We start from the raw sequence: 19,153 nt of genomic DNA on the forward strand, positions 1-19,153 counted from the left end.
GGTTTTTGGCTGTCGGTCGAGCACGTTTTGTAACATGCGTATAGCATTTGTGCACAGGCGTGGCTTCGGCCAATTCGCTGCGCTAGCCGAGAATCTGGCTACCAGCGGACATGATGTAAGCTTGATCTGCGAGACAGTGGACCGTCGCCTCCCAGCGGTCCGCGTCATCCGTCACAGAGTGGAATCTGGTCCTCGCACCGGCGGTGCGATGGCCAGATATCTGGAAGTACCCGATCATCACACGAGGATCGGGTACCGCGTGGCCGAAACCCTGGAATCCATGGCCCATCACGGACAGGCGCCCGATATCGTTGTCGGTCATATTGGCTGGGGCAGCATGATGTTCGTCAAGGACGTACTGCCCTTGGTGCCTGCACTCGGTTATTGCGAGTTCTTCTACCGCGCGAATGGCGCGGATGTGGGCTTTGTACCGGGCGACCGGCCAGACATTGAAACCCGCAAGCGCTTGCGTCTGCGCAATATGGCGCAGCTTGTTACCCTTGAGGGTATCGACGGCGGGTTCAGCCCGACGCACTGGCAAAAAAGCCTCTACCCGCATTCCGTGCAGAATCGTATCGCGGTGGTTCACGAAGGGGTGGATACAAAACTTTTCTATCCGGACCGTCATGCAACGATTCAGTTGCCAGACGGGCGGACGCTGAAAGCGGGAGAATCGCGCGTCATCACATTCGTTGCGCGCGATCTCGAACCCTATCGCGGCTTTCCGCAAGCGCTGGAAGCGGCGGCCAAGGTCATTCGCCAAAACGACGACGCGATTTTCGTTTTCGTCGGCGGTGATGGCGTCAGCTATGGAACGCCGCCGCCCGGCGGCGGTTCGTGGCGAGAGCATCTCGTCAGGAATTTCGATCTGCCGCCGGATCGCATCGTATTCCCCGGCACGATCCCCCATGCCCAGCTGCGGAAACTTTATCAGATATCGACTGCCCACATCTATCTGACTTATCCGTTCGTCCTGTCCTGGTCGGTCGTGGAGGCGATGGCATGCGGCGCGCTCATCATCGGTTCGGACACGCCGCCGGTCCGGGAGTTGATCCGCTCGGGCCAAAACGGATTGCTTGTACCGTTTTTTGAGCCGGACGTGCTGGCGGAAGTGATCATGAACGTGCTTCGCGATCCCGACGCATGTCTACAGATGCGGGCGGCAGCACGCCGAACCGTCGAAACCCGGTTCAAGTTGTCGGATTGTTTACGCCAGCAAAAAACCTTGATCGATGCAGTATTGAATGGCCGGTAGGCCATATGTGGCGACAATCGGGCACTCAAGTCCTTACAATTAAATATAAAACTGCGTATTTCTGCGTGTTTACGCTATTGTCGAAATATATATTCATATTGTTTCAAATTTCGAATTAAATTCATTCCAAATATTCGCAATATTATCATATAGTTGATGCTATAAGACTGTTGACAATACATACTCTGTATTTTCTCATTGCAGGTGCAGGCCGAGACTCCCAAGTCGGCCATCACACAATGGATGATTATGTTGAGCACACCACTTCCTGCGATCTCGGCGCGGAAATCCCGCCGATATGCCATTGCTTCGATGCGTGATCGTGAAGCGCTGGAAGCGACGTCTCTGGGCGAGCTGACGACCTTTGTCGAAGGAGACGGAAAACGCCTTCGTCTGGCAAATACATTTCCACTCATTGCGGTCGCTGCTTCGCAAGAGGGCGAAAACGAACTGAAGACGGTTCTGCAGCAGATCTATCGTCTGAGCACCATTCCCGAACTACCCGTTGTGCGTGTCGATGAAGCATCGCCCGAAACCGCTCCGCTGCTGGTTACGCAGTTGCTCGAAAATAGCCTGGATCGTCTTGTCGGCCATGTCAGCAAGGTTCACACCGAACTCGCAATGCTGCGCCGCGAGCGCGAGACCATGTTTGAGAATTATCGGGCGATTGAAGACGCATTTCACGCTCGCAACTGGGATTCCTCAACGGAGATTTTCAGCCACGCCCCTCTGGTCGATCCAAAGGACGAAGGCTTTGCGCGGCTGCTGCGCGAATCGGAGATCGAGCAGCTTTTCCCGGTTTCGAGCTATGCCGTTTCCGGTTTTGCTCTCCATTTCCGTGACCTCCCGGCCAATCGCAATGGCCAGTTGATCGTGACGCTGGACTATCTTGAAAATGGCGAAGGAATTGCCGAGTGGCTGGTGCCTTACGGCACGTTGCATTCGGAATGGAACTTCTTTTCGCTTCCCAAGGCATGTGACGGTGGCCATCGGACGCTGCGCCTGCGCATTTCCGCCTCGGGCGGAGTTCCGCCGGAACTGTCGCTGGGCAATGTGATCGCCAACGAGCGTTATGCGGCGCGGGCTCGCATTCCGCATGCCGATCTCGACATGCGCCCGCTCGCATTGCGGATTTTTACCGGCTTGCCGGGTGTGCGTCCGGCATCGTTGCCGAATGCCATCGTGCCGACTGCGCTGATCAATGGCCGAAAGGTTGACGACTATCGTCTGCCGGTTGAACTGCTGCGCAACGTGGCCAACGTGTCCGTGACCCCCATTACTCCAGATTTTCCGACCGTGCGTTTTCTGGAACATGAGGATGCCATCGGTTGTCACCCGCTTGAGGAAGGCGTCACCGCAGCCGCAATCCGACGGGTGGTCGCGCCGGGAACGGTCCGCGTTTCTGCGCGGGCAGTGATCGACCATCCGGAAGGACAGCCCTGCGCGGTCGGCCTTTTGCTGGTCAATCTGGCATCAGATGTGAAGGAAGAAATCGACGCGATTTCCAATCTCGACCGCCGACGCCAACAGGTTTTGTTCAGCGGTTGGTCGGAAGTCGCACCCAATCGCCCGATCGATATCAACTTCATGCTTGAAGGACCGGTCGACCGGACAATGGACCTCGTTGTTCTGAGCAAGGCAGCTGCGGATTCCGTCGACTTTTCGTGGCTCAAGGTCCTCAACTTCCGGCTGGTCAAGCACATCGAAGCCCAGCCCGGTCAGGAATTGGTCAAAGAGGCTGCGAATGTACGATAGGTCGAAGGATTTGATCGTCGTTGCCATGCCGCTCTACGGCCATGCGGCGCTGGCGCTCGAAGCACTGGAAACCATTCTCGCATCAGAGACGGTTTTCCGCACACAGATCGTGGTGTCGGTGGACGGAGATCCGCGCCGTGAAGTGTTCGACAGCCTGACGCTCTATGCGGCAGCACATTCCAATATCCACGTCATCTTTGGCGAGAATGCCGGTCCCGGCGGCGCCCGCAACCGTGCCGTGGACTATATTCTCGAAGAGATGCCGGATGTGAAGGCGGTCTATTTCGTCGATTCCGACAACCGGGTGCAGCCGCACACCATCGACACGCTCTACCGCCAGCTATTGGCGTCGAATGCTGGCTGGGTCTATACCAATATCGACACTTTCTCCGTCAACTGGCGCGCACATTATGGCAACAGCTATTCGCGGCTGATCCACTGCATCACGGACAATATCTGCGATACGGGATCGATGATTTCCGCAGAGGTTTTTCGCAGCGGTGTGCGTTTCGATGACGACCGGCAAAATGGTTTCGAGGACTGGGAGTTCTGGCTTTCGGCGATTGAAGCGGGGTTCGTCGGGACGCCTTGCCATGATACCGGCTTTGAATATCGCCTGCGCGCGGAAAGCCGCTTCAAGGAGGCCAATCGCGACCGCTCCGGCTCGATCAGTTTCCTGCGCAAGCGACACAAGGCGCTGTTTCGTCGCCCGACACTCGTGGGTTTCGAGCATGAGGAATGCCCGCGTTATGGCGTGATCCGCGCAGGCGAGGGGACGGTCAGCCTTTTCACCGACTTCAGCCTTGGCACTACCGATCTCAAATTCGATGATGCGATCCGCGCATTTTGGGGCAGTGTTTCGGAGCCGGATAATTTCCATTTCCCGCCGTTTCTTGCCTCGTCCAACACAGAAACGCTGAAACTTCTGGCACGTTCGCGGTTGTTGCCGAATATCCTGTCACGGCTTGAGAGGCTGGCGGAACAGGCCAATATCGTCTTTGTGGAACTCACCAATGTGGAAGACGAGCGGCGGATCGATACGGAGATCATGCCGTCGGGTACGCGGCAGCCACATGCCGATCTCCTTTTCGTTTCAACCCGACTGATCAAGGAAATCATCGAAAACGATGCACTGGACTGGTTCGCTTCGTTGGGTACGCAGCAATTATGGCCCACATCGGCGCGAATGAAGGTACGTTTCCCGTTTCCGCGGGTGCGTCAGCGCCGGGCCTTGTCGCGGCCTGAGCAGTCGATGCTCAATCTGGTGACATCAATTGCAACAAGCCCGCTGAAGCAGAGTGCAGCCACACGCTGGACATGGCGTCCGCGTCGCCTGCCGGCCCTTTCCGAAATGTATCAGGTGCTGCGCAGCGAACTTGGTGGCGGGCCCGTTTTGCCGCTTGCGCATAACCCGGCAAGGAAAAAGACGGCTGCCGTTCTGGTGCCGAACGCCTCTTTCGGAGGGGCGGAAAAGGTTGCCTATGCCGCCGGTCGTGAGTTGAAGAACCAGGGGTTTGAAACCCATCTGTTCGTGCTTGGCAATGAACGGATGGACGTGCTCGATGAGTTCGACCAGTCCTTCGATTATCTTCATTTCTGGAAGGATGGCATTCCCGCCTGGGGCGACACAAATCGCTTTCTCGGGCAGGATTTCATCACCGAGGATCACCCGCTCGACTGGAGCATTCTGCGCGGGCAGTTGTCCGGTTTCGATCTGGTGGTGAACAACCATGTCATGGCAGCGCATCCGCTGATGGGCAAGCTGCGCTCGGAAGGCACGCGCACCGCCTGCTATCTGCATGTGGTGGACGAAACGGTCTTCCGCCGTCAGGCAGGCCAGCCCTATGCGGCGATCGCGTTCGAACACGCCTATGACGCTTTTCTCACCTGTTCGGATCAGCTGAAAATCTATCTGCACAGCTTCGGCGTACCATATGAAAAAGTGTTTTCGGTGCCAAACGGGGCCAGTTTTTCAATCGATACAAAACAGCGGGAGCAAGTCACCGCAGCGCGCAAGCAGGGCCGCAAGGGCGAACCGATGCGTATCCTCTATATGGGCCGTCTCGACCGTCAGAAGGGCATCGACCGGCTGCACGACGCAATCGTCAAGCTGAAAGAGCAGGGCATTCCGTTCGAAGCGCAGGCCATCGGCGGCGAAATTCTTTCCGACGATCCGAGTGCATCCTGGATGACACGTTTGAAGGATGCAGGCGTTAAAGTCTCGCCGCCGGTTTTCGACGGCAAGGACATTGCCAACCATCTGGCATGGGCCGATGTTCTGCTGATGCCGTCGCGATGGGAAGGCGCACCGCTGATGATCGCCGAAGCGCAGCAGCTTGGCTGCGTGCCGGTGGCAACAGCCGTCGGTGCCGTCGATGAGCTCATCAATCACGGACGCGATGGCATTCTCATCCGCAATGGCAACGATGCGCAGATTGTCTCCGACATGACGCGCATCCTGACGATCCTAGCACAAGATCGCGAAGCTCTGTTGCGAACTGCCGAAGGTGCCCTCGCTTCAGCGGCCCACCGCACATGGAGCTCGGCCTTCTCCGAATTTACCGATTGGGCGAACGAAATACGCCCCGTTTATCCGAAATCCCGGTCTTCCCAGCCGGATGTTGCAGACGATGCCAGCGCGACCGCCGTTCTCCCCGGCCGCGCAGTTGCCTGATTATACCAGAAAGGTCGACCTATGAGCCGCCCAACCAACCCAAGAATCCTCGTCACGGGCATTCCGAGCCATCTGACGCGCCTCATCCAGCGTGCGGACAAGGCGCAGGTCTATTATTCGGAAAAGCAGCGGGATTCCGAATCCAGAGATAATTTTATCCAGGAACTGAAGAACATCTCCAATACGGGTAATTATCTGATCGGCGAAGGGGCGATGACAGCGCTTCTGCCGACCGCCAAGCACATTCCATTCTGGCACCTCTATAATTGCGTCAATAATGGAACGGGTCTGGAAGAGATCAACAAGCAGTTCGATATCTGCGTCTTTACCTGCGCAAACCTCCTGCGCAAGGGCCTATCGGCAGATGCGGAAGCGCTTGTTCTGTCAAAGCTCGATATGCCCGTTGTCATGCTTGGCATCGGCATTCAGAACCGTCCCGATATTGAAAGTGAGGACGGCCTGCCGGCGGGTACCAAAAAGCTTTTGGAAGTTCTGAAAAGCCGCGAACACTATTTTCTTACGCGGGGCGAAAATGCAGCCGGCTATCTCCGCGATCAGGGCTTTTCCTATGTCCGACCGGTCGGCTGCCCATCGCTTTATTTCCGCCCGGACAATATGCGCAAGGCGATCAGTCGCCTGCCGGAGGTGAAGGTGGGCGAGGGCCGCACCGTGTTCACCGGCTACATGGGAGCGGAACTCGAAACCATCGGCGATATGAATGCGCTCGGTTCCGATGACGGACGTTCAGCCTATGTGGTTCAGGATGAGCTGTTGCATTTCGACATGCAACTCGAATCCGATGCCAATGGCCGCGCCTACGATTCAACCACCGGCGAGCTGGTCGGCCCGCTCACCTATAAGGGGTCGGGCGATCTGAAAAAGAAGGTGAGTGTTCACGCCTTCCTCGATACCAATCAATGGCGCGCCTGGTGCTCGACCATGGACTTTTCCTTCGGTCGCCGCTTCCATGGCAATGTCATCTCCATGCAGGCTGGCGTGCCGAGCCTGATGGTCGCCGTCGATGACCGTATGCGCGAGATGCTCAATTTCTCCGGATTGCCGAAGATCGATGCGCGCGATCTCAACGCCGCCAACGACAGGCGGGCTTTCGTCAGCGACCACATCGCCGCGATGAACATTCCCGAAGTCATTGAAACTTACTCGGCGCGAGAACGCAATTTCCGAAGCGTGCTTTCAGAAATCGGCATCGGCTGACCTCAGGCTCTCTTCAACAGTTCCTTAATTCCAGCGAAGATGGATCACCATGCGCATAATGATCACCGGCATTCCGTCATATTTGATGCGGACCGTCGAAAGCGTTTCCGGGGCAAGAGTGAAGCATCGCCCCTATTTCGAGCCCATCCGCACAAAGAAGGATGTGATCGATCAGGTCAAGAAGATTGCCAATACCGGCAATTATCTCATCGGTGAGGGCGCGGCCAACGCGGTGCGCGGCCATGATGTGACCTATGTCCCGTTCTGGCATCTGGCGAACAGTCTCAATTCGCCGGATACCTATGCGGAACTCAACGAGAGCTTCGATCTCTGCCTGTTCGCTTCGGCCAATCTTCTGCGTCCCGGCTATGCGGCCACGACGGAATCCTTTGTCTTCGAAAAGCTGAACATGCCGATTGTCGTCATGGGCATCGGCATTCAGAAGAAGGAAAACCTTAAAGCGGAACTGCCGGAAGGCACGCGCCGTTTTCTCGAAATCCTGCGCCGCAAGGAGAGCTTCTTTCTTACACGCGGTCATTTCACCGAAGAGTTCCTGAAGGATGCGGGCATGAAATATGTCCGCCCAACCGGGTGTCCGTCGCTCTATTATGCACCGGATCAGATGAAGCGCTCACTGAGCCGCCTGGCCGATCCAAGCCTCGCTGACGCGCAGAAAATCTCTTTTGGCGGTTATCTTGGCAGCGTTGCAGATACGATCGTCGATGCGCACGCGCTGCTCGAAAAGGACAGCGTTGCAAGCTATGTCATTCAGGACGAGGTGATCGTCTACAATATGAACATGGCGGGTGAAGATCATGCGGAAGCCTACGATCAGGCCGCAAGCCGCATCACCGCGCCCGTTGATTACAAACATATGGAAAAATGGCAGCGAAAAAACGAGCTGCTGGTGTTTTTCGACACGCATAAATGGCGCAGCTGGATCTCCAGTCAGGATTTCGGCCTGAGCCGCAGATTCCATGGCACCATCATTGGCATGCAGTCGGGGATTCCGGGGCTGATGATCGCTGTCGATGACCGCATGCGGGAAATGCTGGGCTTCGTCGGATTTCCGCATATCGAGGCAAGCGTCTGGAACCGCGAACCGCAGAAAAAGGCATATCTGCGCGACTTCCTTTCCAAGATCGATGTGCCCGCAGCCATCAACCGCTATTCGGAATGCGAGGCCAATTTTAACGGTGCGCTGAAAGATATCGGTATCCGATGATGAAACTTCGCAAGAGTGTTGGGGGCAGGAAAGGGGCAATGGCAGCTTTGCTTGGCGCCGCCTTGCTTGCCGTCGCGCCCAATGGCGCTCTTGCCGACACGCGCTTTGGTGTCAATCGGGTCAATATGGCATGGCTCAAGCCAGCCGAGCGCGAGCAGATATTCGATCAGATGGTGAAGAACGGTGTGGTGGCGGTTCGTCTGTCACTCACACGTCCGCTCGATCAAAGTATTAATGCCGTCCGCCTCGCACATGAAAAAGGCCTGGCCATCCTGCTCGAAATCTCGCTCAACAATGCGGATTTTTATCCGGAAGGGACAAAACCCCGGTCTGGGCGCGGGCGTATCTGGGACATGTATCGTCTGTCCGACATATCCCCCGAGCGATTCCAAAAGGCGGTGGCGGATGCTCTGCAAAAGATCGATGCGCTGGGGGTGTCTCTAGTTGCGGCTGAACCCGGAAACGAGATCAACTGGGGCGCTTATAATGGCGATCTTGCCATTCTGCCCAAGGAGAAGATGAAGACCGCGCGCTCTTTGGCCGAGATGGAGGAACTTCCGCTGGTCGAAAAAGGTGCGGAAAAATACATCGAACTTTTGCGCATCGTGCGCGGGGAACTGGCAAAAACCAGACACAGCGCTAAGGCAAAAGTCGTATCTGCGGGCCTTTCCGATATTCCCTTCATCGATGCGGACCGGCGGGGGATAGATACCGTCGAACCTGCCGCCTTTACCGATCTTCTCAAGAAGTACGGTCTGGATGAAGCTGCCGATGGCTACGGCATCCACATCTATCCCGGCAGCAGCGGCACGCGGGCTGCGCGCGCAAAGCATATCAGCAACGCGCTATCATTCTGCGGCGGAACCAATGGCAAGCCATGCTGGATCACGGAATGGGGCTTTGCCAACACCTCAAAGGCCTGTCCGGCCGATGACAATAATCGCCAGCAACTGGTCGAGAAGGCGCGTGATCGCTTTCGGCAGATGATGGATAGCGGCCAGATCGCAGCCGCCTATTATTTTGATTGGGATGCAAGCACGTATGGTGTGTGGCGCTGCGGCGCGCTGACGCCAGCCGGTAAAGCTGCAACGGTGATGCAATGAAACTCAAGACTGTAATCATTGGCGGTTCCAACACCGTCATGCTGCCGGGCTATCTGCCCACACTTCTGTCGACGATGGCTCGGCGCGGGATGGAACTCGATATTGTCGCCGATCTTGCGGTCGGCGGCACGACGAGCGCGCTCGGTCTTTATCAGCTCAAGCAGTTTGAACAGCTCGAAGAGTGCGAGCTGCTGCTGATCGAATATGCAATCAATGATGCTTTTGTTTACGGCGATGAACGGCGTCCATTCCGTCATTGGGCGCGGTTTTACGAAGGGATCATCCGCTACGCGCTTGAACGCAATCCGAACTTGCGGATTGCAACGCTTGTGTTCGGTGCGCGCAATGGCTCCTTTCTGAATTCCGTGCCTTCGATCGATGCGGGCATCAATTACATCTCCCAATGGTATGGAACGATCTCGGTTGATGTCTCGCGAATGCTGATGCAGCAATATGGCCGCGATGTCGTGGGCAATCCGGCATTTTATCTCGATCAGGGCCATTATGCGCGGCCGGTTTCAACAACGATCGTTGCGAATTTGATTGCCGATGTTCTTGAATCGGCCCTGTCGGTTCCGAACCGTCCAAAAGCGTTGCCATTCGCCATCGATCCGGACCATTTCGCAAATGCCCGCGCCTTGAGCGGCGAGCAATTGTGCAAGCGGCTCGGACGCGTGCCAGTGCAATACAGCAATCGCCGTTTCTCGATCTCGGCGCTCGATCTTGGCTTGGACAAAATGCGCTTCGAGGTTGAGGGCGGTCAGCTTCTGGCGCTTGGTTATGTCTGTGATCCCCGCATTCCGCCGCTTGATGTGGCGATGGGGGGAGAGGTGCATCGCGCTGCGATGATGAAGGGAGGCGTGCGCGATGGAACCTACAAGTTCCTCGTTTCGATGTTGAGTTTCGAGTTTCTATATGGCGCTAAGCTTTTGGAAGCGCGGGGGAATGTTGCGCTTACCCTGTCGGCTGCCGAAGAGGGTGTGGAACATAAGCTGCATGTTCCCAAGGATAGCACGCAACATGAGGAACTGCCTGCGGAGCCGGTACTTCCAATTACCGGCATCCTGTTTTCGGGCAATCTGAAAGTCATGTCGCTGGAGAAACAAGCAGCCGGAAACGCCATTCTATCGGAAGCTGCCCAATAGGCCGCTATTCAACAAAAATGTTGACGCTTGCGGCCCGTCCGGCTGCATCGACTACAGTCAGCGTCGAATATCCGGTTCCGTCCGGTTGCCAATTTGTCGTCCTTCTCCGTTCGATCTCGGCGATGGGCTTGCCGTTGGCAAGCCAGCGAAATGGCGCGCGCCCGCCTTGTAATTTCAGCACCAGCGGCGATGCATTATCGGTCAGGGCTTTCAACTCAACATGCGCGCCATCGGGTGGAAACACGATGCGCGGTGCAGGCTCAATCGAGGCCTTGAGAACCGGCAGAGGATCGCTCGCAGACGAAAAGCGTATCTGCGTCACCGGAAGATCGGCGCGCGCTGTTCGAAACGCGCCTGCGGGCGCACGCGGCAGCGGCACGGATGCAATACCGGACCGCACAAAGGCTTCAAACAGGATAGGTGCCGCCGAAACATAGCCCGCAAGGCCCGGCACTGAGCCGCCATCGGCTCGCCCGACCCAGACACCCAGCACATAACGGCCGTCATAACCAACCGACCACGCATCGCGATAGCCATAAGACGTGCCGGTCTTGTAAGCTATGCCGAGGCGTTTCGCGCCTTGCGGCGGCACGACACCGGCCAGAATATCGCCGATCTGCCAGGATGCCTGTTCGGTGAGAATAGGGGCGGAAGGCTGCACCGGCTCCGAACTTTCCGTGCCATCACGAAGGGCGGCGCCTCGCCCGCCATTGGCAAGCCCGGTATAAAGCTGCACCAGATCCCGCAGGCTGATGCCCGCACCACCAAGGCCGATAGCCAGCCCCGGTGCTTCGCCTTTTGGCAGTTGCAGATTAACCGCCGCCTGACGAATGCGTGTCGTCAACCGCGCAGGGCCGACCGCATCAAGAAGACTAATGGTCGGCACATTGAGCGACATTTGCAGCGCCTGACGGATGCTGACATCACCCTGATAGTTCATATCGAAATTGCGCGGACGATAGCCTGCGAAATCCTGCGGGCGGTCCTCGATGATGGTTTCCTGTGCGATCAGACCCTGCTCGAAGGCCAGCCCATAAATGAAGGGCTTGAGCGTAGAACCGGGCGAGCGCACGGCGCGGGTCATATCGATCCAGCCCTGCCTCTTGCCATCGAAATAGTCAGCGGAGCCAACTTCACCCAGAATATTGCCGTTACGGCTGTCGGCCAGCACCATGGCTACCGAAACTTTCGGACCGAGCTTCGCAGCGGCTTCCCGTGCCACAGCTTCTAGTCCCGCCTGCACCGACTTTTTAAGCGTCAGGTGATGCCGCGCCTCGGTCGGTGCCTGCTTCAATGCGAGATCGGCAAAATGGGCGGCCAACGACGGCAAGGGTTGACGCGTAGCGGATATGCGCTCACGCGATGCACGCTCGGCTTCCTCGTTCGTGAACACCTCAGACGAAACCATGCGTTTCAACACACGATCCCGTGCCGCAACTGCATTCTTCATCTCGCGGTCTGGACGGCGGCGCTCCGGCAATTGCGGCAGGGCCACAAGCAGTGCGGCTTCCGATGTTGTGAGACGCAGTGGCTCCTTGCCAAAATAGGCGAGCGAAGCTGACCGCACGCCTTCCAGATTGCCGCCATAGGGCGCGAGCGTCAGATAGCGCTCAAGAATTTCAGACTTGCTCAACCGCCGCTCGATCTGGACAGCACGCGCAAGCTGCCGGAATTTGGAGCCGAAGCTGCGGCTTTCGCGCGGCTCGATAAGGCGGGCAAGCTGCATGGAAAGTGTGGAGCCGCCGGAAACAATACGGCCACTCCCTGCAAGCTGCATCGCCGCCCGTGCAAGCGCCCGGAAATCAATGCCGCCATGATCGTAAAATCGCTTGTCCTCATAGGCGATCAGCATTTTCACGAATTTCGGATCGACATCCTCGATCCGCGTATTCAAGCGCCAATAGCCGTCCGGCGTTGCATAGGCGCGGAGCAGGGCGCCGTCGCGATCCATGACTTCAGTAGAAATGGTCAGCCGTTCCGGCAAGGGCGGAGGATAGGTGCGGTCGAGCCAGTCAAGCCCGACCACGGTTCCAATAGCGGCGATGCCGAGAAACGCGGCACCGCCAATCGCTATTTTCCAACGCCTTTTCAATTGTTTCGCCATGATCTTGTCCGAAAACCGGTTCCCACTTTTCGGGATCATGGCTTACGGTGCAGCTACCTCCATCATGCCCGTTGCCGTGCGCGCTGCAAATTGCGGACGATACATATCCTCAACCGTTGCTGCCGGATGGGTGTAAAGACCAGGCGTCACCGCACGCACCACATAAGCCAGCGTGATCGGCTTCTTCTCGCCCGCCGAGCGGTCGAAAGCGGCCACGAAACGATCATTGCGGAATTCGAGATGCGCTGCCTGTGTGCTTTCCAGCCATGAGAAGTTGCCAAGATCGGCACTGGAAACAAGGCCCGGATTATCGATCTCGAAGCCCGCTGGCAGCAGATCGGTCACAAGCAGACGCGACTGCCATTCCTGCAGATCCTCGATTTTCAGGACAACTACGTAGCGCTCATTCTGATTGACGCCGGTCACATTGGCCGGTTCGCCATCGAGCGTATAATAGGTGCGCTCGATGGTGAAACCTTCACCACCCGCGGGCAGCGATTGAGCGGGCGGCGCAACTGCGGTCACGACCGCATCAACCGATCCCTGACCCTTATTGGTGACGACCAGCGGCTGTGCTTCAAGGGCTGCACCATTGAGACGCTCGGAGAACGCGCCTTGATGCGCAGTGCCATTGATGTCGAGGCTGAGGGCACCATTGTCATCCTGAAGTCCGCGTGCTGCAAGCAGCATCCACGCCTGATCCTGCGTGCTGAGATAACGAGCCTTTTCACGCTGGAACTCGACCAGCGTAATCAGCGACGGCAGCACTTTCGGCGCAGGCTTGGTTTCCGAAGCAAGAGCCAGCATCGCCGCACCGTCTCGCAAGGGCGAACCATAATCGGAGCGATTATAGTCGTAGCTGGACTGGCTGGTTGCAAGCTGGAGCGACGCATCGAACACGCGTTCCGAGCGCGGCTGATCACCATAAAGGGCCAGTGCTGCACCAAGCTGGGCAATTGCCATCGGGCTTGCGAAGTTTCCGAGGTGGGTATCGGCGAAGTAACGCAGATCACCAACCGAAGCTTTCTTGTTGCGTGCCAGAACATAGAGCGCATAGGCAATGTCGTTGCCGCGTTCCTTGACGTCAGTGGTGTAGCCGAGTGCATTTTGCAGATTGCCAAGAGCGGACAGCATCGCCTGCTGCGGCACGTCATAGCCCTTTTCGCGCGCACGCGTCAGGAAGTCGGTCACATAGGCGTCCATCCAAAGATCACCCGACCCGGGCGACCAGAGGCCAAACGAACCACTCGAAGACTGGTTGTTCAGCACACGGAAGATAGCGTCCTGCACACGCTTCTTAAGCTCGTCCTGACTTTCCAGACCCGCTGCCGCTTCCGTACCTGCAGCCATCTCGCTCAAATAAAGCAGCGGCAATGCGCGACTGGTGGTCTGCTCTGTGCAGCCATAAGGATAGCGGTCGAGAGCCATCAACAAGGCTGGCACATCAAATGCCGCACTTCGCGTCACACCAACGCTGACAAAAGCACCATCAAGCAGGCTTTCCGACAGAAGGCCGCCATCGACTTTCAGGCTTCCGCCATTGGCCGAGAGATTGACGACATGGCGGCTCGTGACCGGCAGATCGACCGGGCGCACGGGCAATGCCAAAGCCTGTTCAACATTGAGGCCTGCATCGTTGGAAAGCCGGATTGTCACACCACCGGCACCCGTGGCCACAGCATTGAGCGGAACGGTGATCGACTGCCGTTTGCCACCGGCAAGCGCAATGCTTTCAGGATAGGAGCCAACCTCAACACCGAGATTATCGGTGGTTTCAAGGCTCACACGATAATTGCCATCCGGTGCGTCCGTATTGGCAATATCGAAGCGGATATTGGCCTGATCGCCGGGGGCCATGAAGCGTGGCAGACCAGCGGTGATGACCACAGGATCGCGGATGATGACATCGGTCACCGCATGGCCAACAGCCTTCTTGGTCCATGCCACCGCCATGACGCGCGCGGTGCCGTTGAACTGCGGTATGTCGAAAGTGATTGTTGCCTTGCCGTCGCTGTCGAGTTCAACCGGACCGGAGAACAGCGCAAGAAGCTTTTCGGTGGGCGGGCTGCCTTCGGCTGCCATATTGCCACCGTCGCCACCTGTGCGCAGCTTGCCGGTGACGCCGAGCGAACCGTCAATCAGGCGACCATACATATCGCGCATTTCAAGGCCCAGCTGACGCTGTCCGAAGAACCAGTTTTCAGGGTTCGGCGGCTGATAGCGTGTCAGATTGAGAATGCCGACATCGACAGCCGCAACCATGACATAGGCCTGCTCGCCACCTGCATTTTCAACCGAAACAGGAATGGAAAGCGTGGAACGCGGTGCAATCTTCTCAGGCGGGGTCAGCTTGACTGCAAGCTGCTTGTCGGCAGGATCGACCTTCAGCCATTTAAGACCAATCGCACGCGCAGGCATGCGGCTTTCAATAGCCTCACCCGGACGGAACAGCGTTGCCGTAACATAGGCGCCCGCGCCCCAATCCTCACCCACCGGAATATCGATGGTCGTGCCACCTTCCGGCACGCTTGCGGTGATTGTCTTGAGCAGCTTTTCCGCACCAATGGTGATGAGCAGCTCACCTGCAAAGCGCGGGGAGATTTTCAGTTCTGCCGTGTCACCCGCCGCATAATGTTCCTTGTCGAGCGCAATTTCGAGCCCGTCCGGTGTTTCGGTCGAGGTTGAGCTCACAAACCAGCCCGCATCGAATTCATAGCTTGTGGCCGGACCCGAAGCATCGGCTGTTTCGATTTCCAGACGATAACGACCCCAATCGACCGGCAGGCTGATTTCAGCCTCGCTATCGGTTTTCAGATCGACCTTGCCGTTGGCAATCGCCTTGGTGGAGGTCACCGGTTCGTAGTTCCAGCTATTGCCACTGCGATACCACTGATAATTACGCTCGATCTTGACCAGCGACCATTGTGCGCCATCAAGCGTTTTGCGGTCGCCCTTGCTGTCAGAGGCGATCAGGCTGAACTTTGCGGTTCCCCCCTGCGGAACTTCATCGCCAGCGAAATCCGGGCGAATGCCGATGAGATCGGTTTCCGGCTGAATGGCAACATCGATCCTACGCTCAACCGCGCGACCGCCGGTTTCGCGCATACGAACGGTCACGGCTGCATTTACGAGACGCGTCGTTGACGGCATTTCATCGACTGTAACCGGGAAAGTCGCCTTGCCGTTGTCATCGACTTTTGACAGGCCATCGAGCGGAAGGCGCGTGGCTTCGCCCTGTTCTTCATCGGCGAGGCCGAAATAATAGCCCTTGAAGCGGTCCCACTGACGCTTGGTCGAAAGCGTGACTTCGCCTTCAAGCGCAAGACCGGCGGCAGGCGCACCATAGAGGAAACGACCGTCCACGGTGATATTGGCGGTTTCACCCACGGCGATTTCCGGCTTGTCGGACGTCAGATCGAACTCGATCCGGTCCGGCACGAAATCTTCAACCAGGAACATCTGCGTGGCAATTGCTGGCTGCTTGGGGTCGGTGTAGACCGAAACATTCCAGGTGCCGCGCATGGCGTTCGACGGCAAGGTCAGGTCGATGGCATGACCACCGGCCAGTTTGCTGTCCGAAACGAGACGGCGATCTTCCACGCCATCGGGACGCGTGAAGATGAAGGTGAGCGGCAGATCCTCGATTGCGGTTGCGGTGTCGTCACGCGCAAGCGCGCCCACATGGACGACTTCGCCAGCGCGATAGATACCGCGCTCTGTCCATGCATAAAGATCGAGCGCTTTCGGCACGGCACGGCCCGTCACACCACGATCGGAAAGATCGAAACCAGCGCGTGCCATATCGAGGAATGTGAAATCATCATCATCCCCACTCGCCATCAGCACCGCTGGCACCATGCCGTCCTTGCCGCGTGTCAGTCCCGGCGTGAACGTCGCCCGGCCATCGCTGTCGGTGGTCGCTTCGCCCAGCACTTCATTGTTGCGTGCAAGCAGCGTCAGCTTCACGCCTTTAAGCGGCTCTGCGCTTTCCAGCGAACGGGCAAACACATTGATGCCGTCCTGTCCGGTATAGGTCGACAGGCCGATGTCGGAAACGACAAACCACTGCGTTGCCTTGGTGCCATATTCATCATCGGACTTCTGAACCAGCGGTTCAGCAGTCAGCACATAGACGCCGGGCTTGCGTTCCGGCAGTGCCTCATCAACCGGGAAACTGGTCGTTGCTTCCTTGTTCAGCTCATTGCCTGCAACCTCGATCTCGCCTTCCCAGACAGGCGCACCCATCTGATCGGAAACCGTGCTGATGTCGTAGCTGTCCAACTGGCGCAGGAACTGATAGCCGGAGAGAAGCTGTGCCAGCGAACGGTCGCCGACGCGGTAGAGCTTGACCTTGGCGGTACTTAGATTGACGCTGACCAGCGGAATGCCGCGACGGGCTTTCGCAGGCAGCACAAAGCTGTCGCCGGTAAAGCGCACGGATGGCGCGCGGTCCTGCACATAGATCGAAAGATTGACCGGAGCGGGCAGCACTTCGCCAACGGCCGATGGCAGGCCCTGACGGAACGTCACCGTATAATTGCGGCCATGTTCCAGCCCCTCGACGCAAATCTGGCGGTCCTTGGCGTCAACGGCTTTTGGCGCGCCACTATCGAGCGTAACGAAGCTCGAATAATCGACACCGCTTTTCACCAGTTCTTCCGAGAACTGCGCGCAGATGCGCGGCGCGGCATTATCATTATCGACCGTATTATTGACGATGCGGAAGCCTTTGCGGGATTTCAGGTCTTCATAGGCGTCACGAACGGATGCGGAATTGACGAGATCAAGGCTCGCTTCATAGGCCTGCAAGGCCGGGCGCGATGCATCGCGCTTTTCGAGCGCCTGCGCCATGACGGCAAGCGCTTGCGCGCGCTCATCCTTGGTGCGTGAAGTCTGATAGGCAAACCACGAGGCCGAGGTCGCATCGCGCTGGAACTTGGAACGTTCCTGGCCATTGGACGGCTCGGTCGCCAGCGCCCAAAGCGCATATCCGGCCCAGATTTCGCTTTCATCCGGCGACATGCCGGCAGCCAGTCGGAATTTTTCCATTGCCGTGCGCGGATCGCCATTGAGCGCTGCCGAGGCCGCTTCGCTCTTCAAGGTGCTTAGCCCCTCAGTGCTATCATTCGAAGTCAGCTCATTTTTCAGGCGCCGAGCTTCATCAACCAGATTGGCGGCGAAGAAGGAAATGGCTGGCGGGGCGCCGATATCCTCGACTTCGCGGGCCGCTGTCGACTGCGTTACGACCTTGCCTGCAATGGAGCCTACGGACTGATTGAGCTTGTTGAAATCGGATTTTAAAAAGCACCACTTGACCTTCGGATTATAAGTGAAGGCAAGGCAGGCATTGTCGCCCAGACAAATGCTTTTGCACTGGTCCAGGGAGACATTTTTCTCCGTGCGCAGATCAAAGCCGAAATAATCGCTATCTTTGGTAATCTCTATGCGCCGGGTTTCGGCAGCTTGTGTGTTGTGTGGAGCAGCCGAAACGGAGGCTGCGACTGCAAAGGCCAATAAAAGCCGGTTGAAACCAATACGCATTTGCATCCCCTCACAACGAACGCTGCCAATTCCAGTCTATTAGAAAAGGCGAAAAGAATCCGGCTCATGTGAAGCCTCACCGCGACAAACTGTCAAGGCGAATAGGAATTATCTACAACTATTAGGATAGTTTCAGTCGCCCGTTAGAATAATAGGCGTCATTAACCTTTCGTTAACAAATGGGAGCAAAGCGGCCTTTTGCGTGTTAGAATGGTGTCTGCATAGATGCGGAATGCACATCGCTTCATACCATGGGAGAGGCAGAGATGAGCAACATTCTATTCTGGGCAGCTTTGGTAATTGTGCCCGTGTTTCTTGGGACAGCCTATGCCTATCTGCAATCGATCCGCCACAGGGACGATTTTTAGGCTGTAGTGACGAATTAACTTACGGTTTGGCGCGAGGGTATTTTGTTGCTGAACAGGAGAAACGACCGCCGTGGAGTTAATCTCCACAAGGGAGTTTCGACACATTCAGAAGCAAAATACACCGCGTCCCTTCGGGATATGGCAAAAAAACCTCCATCTCGGCGTCGCAAAACCTCGATGGAGATACACTCCACCTTCGGTTTCGCTCCTAAAGCTGAAGATTTTTTGCTCATACCAAACCACAAGTTAGTTCGTCACTACAGCCTAGGGGCTGAAGAATTCTTTTGAAACACTCGTCTGGTTTGGTTGAAGCCAAGTCGGATATTCAAGCCTGCTACAATGTTGTGTTGATCCGAGAGCGGTGGTTCGCTGTTTTTTCGATTCGATCAAATTGCTTCTCCGGGCGGCTCAGTGCCGCGCGGAAGGTCCGGCTTGATTGCGCTTTTCCCAGATAAGGTTAACGTCTGTACCAGTTTAAAATCCTTGGTTGCCAGCAACCATTATTTGCATATGCTGGGGTAGATCAATCAAAAGGTGTCGGATTCTCACATATATACCCCCCTTATTCTAGGGGATTATTGTAAAAAATATAATAAAATCAGACAGTTATAAGCCAAAGTATACGCGAATACGCTTTACTCGGAAAGAATGGGTCCGCTGGCAGGACGATCAATGCAATTTCTTGATTATCCTTATTTTTTAGAAGTAGTTTCATTTTCCATCTGATATTTTTCATTGCCTAATGAAGGAAAATACCCTTCTATTGTT

The 19,153-nt window shown here is 56.6% G+C and carries 9 protein-coding genes; 7 read left to right on the top strand and 2 right to left on the bottom strand.

All coding sequences use genetic code 11. The features are described 5' to 3' along the window. Positions 1 to 34 precede the first annotated feature (34 nt). The 7 genes from AC0TNJ_RS18790 to AC0TNJ_RS18820 all read left to right on the top strand — a co-directional run bounded on the left by AC0TNJ_RS18790 (position 35) and on the right by AC0TNJ_RS18820 (position 10,372). Positions 35 to 1,255: a glycosyltransferase family 4 protein gene (locus AC0TNJ_RS18790; protein WP_473772017.1), complete on the top strand. Its 1,221-nt coding sequence runs from the start codon at positions 35 to 37 to the stop codon at positions 1,253 to 1,255. Between the two features lie 249 nt (positions 1,256 to 1,504). Further along, positions 1,505 to 3,010, top strand: a complete 1,506-nt coding sequence (locus tag AC0TNJ_RS18795) for a DUF6212 domain-containing protein (protein WP_473772018.1) — start codon at positions 1,505 to 1,507, stop codon at positions 3,008 to 3,010. Further along, a complete protein-coding gene (locus tag AC0TNJ_RS18800; RefSeq protein WP_473772019.1) occupies positions 3,000 to 5,684 on the top strand; it encodes a glycosyltransferase in 2,685 nt (894 codons plus the stop codon). The genes AC0TNJ_RS18795 and AC0TNJ_RS18800 overlap by 11 nt, the downstream gene beginning before the upstream one ends. 21 nt (positions 5,685 to 5,705) lie before the next feature. Beyond that, positions 5,706 to 6,899: a polysaccharide pyruvyl transferase family protein gene (locus AC0TNJ_RS18805; RefSeq protein WP_473772020.1), complete on the top strand. Its 1,194-nt coding sequence runs from the start codon at positions 5,706 to 5,708 to the stop codon at positions 6,897 to 6,899. 49 nt (positions 6,900 to 6,948) lie between these two features. Next, positions 6,949 to 8,124, top strand: a complete 1,176-nt coding sequence (locus tag AC0TNJ_RS18810; protein ID WP_473769311.1) for a polysaccharide pyruvyl transferase family protein — start codon at positions 6,949 to 6,951, stop codon at positions 8,122 to 8,124. After that, the gene (locus AC0TNJ_RS18815; protein WP_473772021.1) at positions 8,121 to 9,227 is read left to right on the top strand and encodes a glycoside hydrolase; all 1,107 of its coding nucleotides are present in this window, start codon (positions 8,121 to 8,123) and stop codon (positions 9,225 to 9,227) included. The genes AC0TNJ_RS18810 and AC0TNJ_RS18815 overlap by 4 nt, the downstream gene beginning before the upstream one ends. Then, complete coding sequence (locus AC0TNJ_RS18820; protein WP_473772022.1) at positions 9,224 to 10,372, top strand: SGNH/GDSL hydrolase family protein; 1,149 nt, start codon at positions 9,224 to 9,226, stop codon at positions 10,370 to 10,372. The genes AC0TNJ_RS18815 and AC0TNJ_RS18820 overlap by 4 nt, the downstream gene beginning before the upstream one ends. Positions 10,373 to 10,376: 4 nt before the next feature. Here AC0TNJ_RS18820 and pbpC read toward each other — a convergent pair whose 3' ends face one another. Together pbpC and AC0TNJ_RS18830 are read right to left on the bottom strand one after the other, a co-directional pair. Beyond that, positions 10,377 to 12,476 (bottom strand): penicillin-binding protein 1C, encoded by a 2,100-nt coding sequence (gene pbpC / locus AC0TNJ_RS18825; protein ID WP_473772023.1) that lies wholly within the window; start codon positions 12,474 to 12,476, stop codon positions 10,377 to 10,379. A 42-nt stretch (positions 12,477 to 12,518) separates the two neighbouring features. After that, positions 12,519 to 18,023, bottom strand: a complete 5,505-nt coding sequence (locus AC0TNJ_RS18830; protein ID WP_473772024.1) for an alpha-2-macroglobulin family protein — start codon at positions 18,021 to 18,023, stop codon at positions 12,519 to 12,521. Positions 18,024 to 19,153: the final 1,130 nt, after the last annotated feature.

The sequence above is a fragment of the Ochrobactrum sp. PL_is483 genome (genome assembly GCF_055816855.1).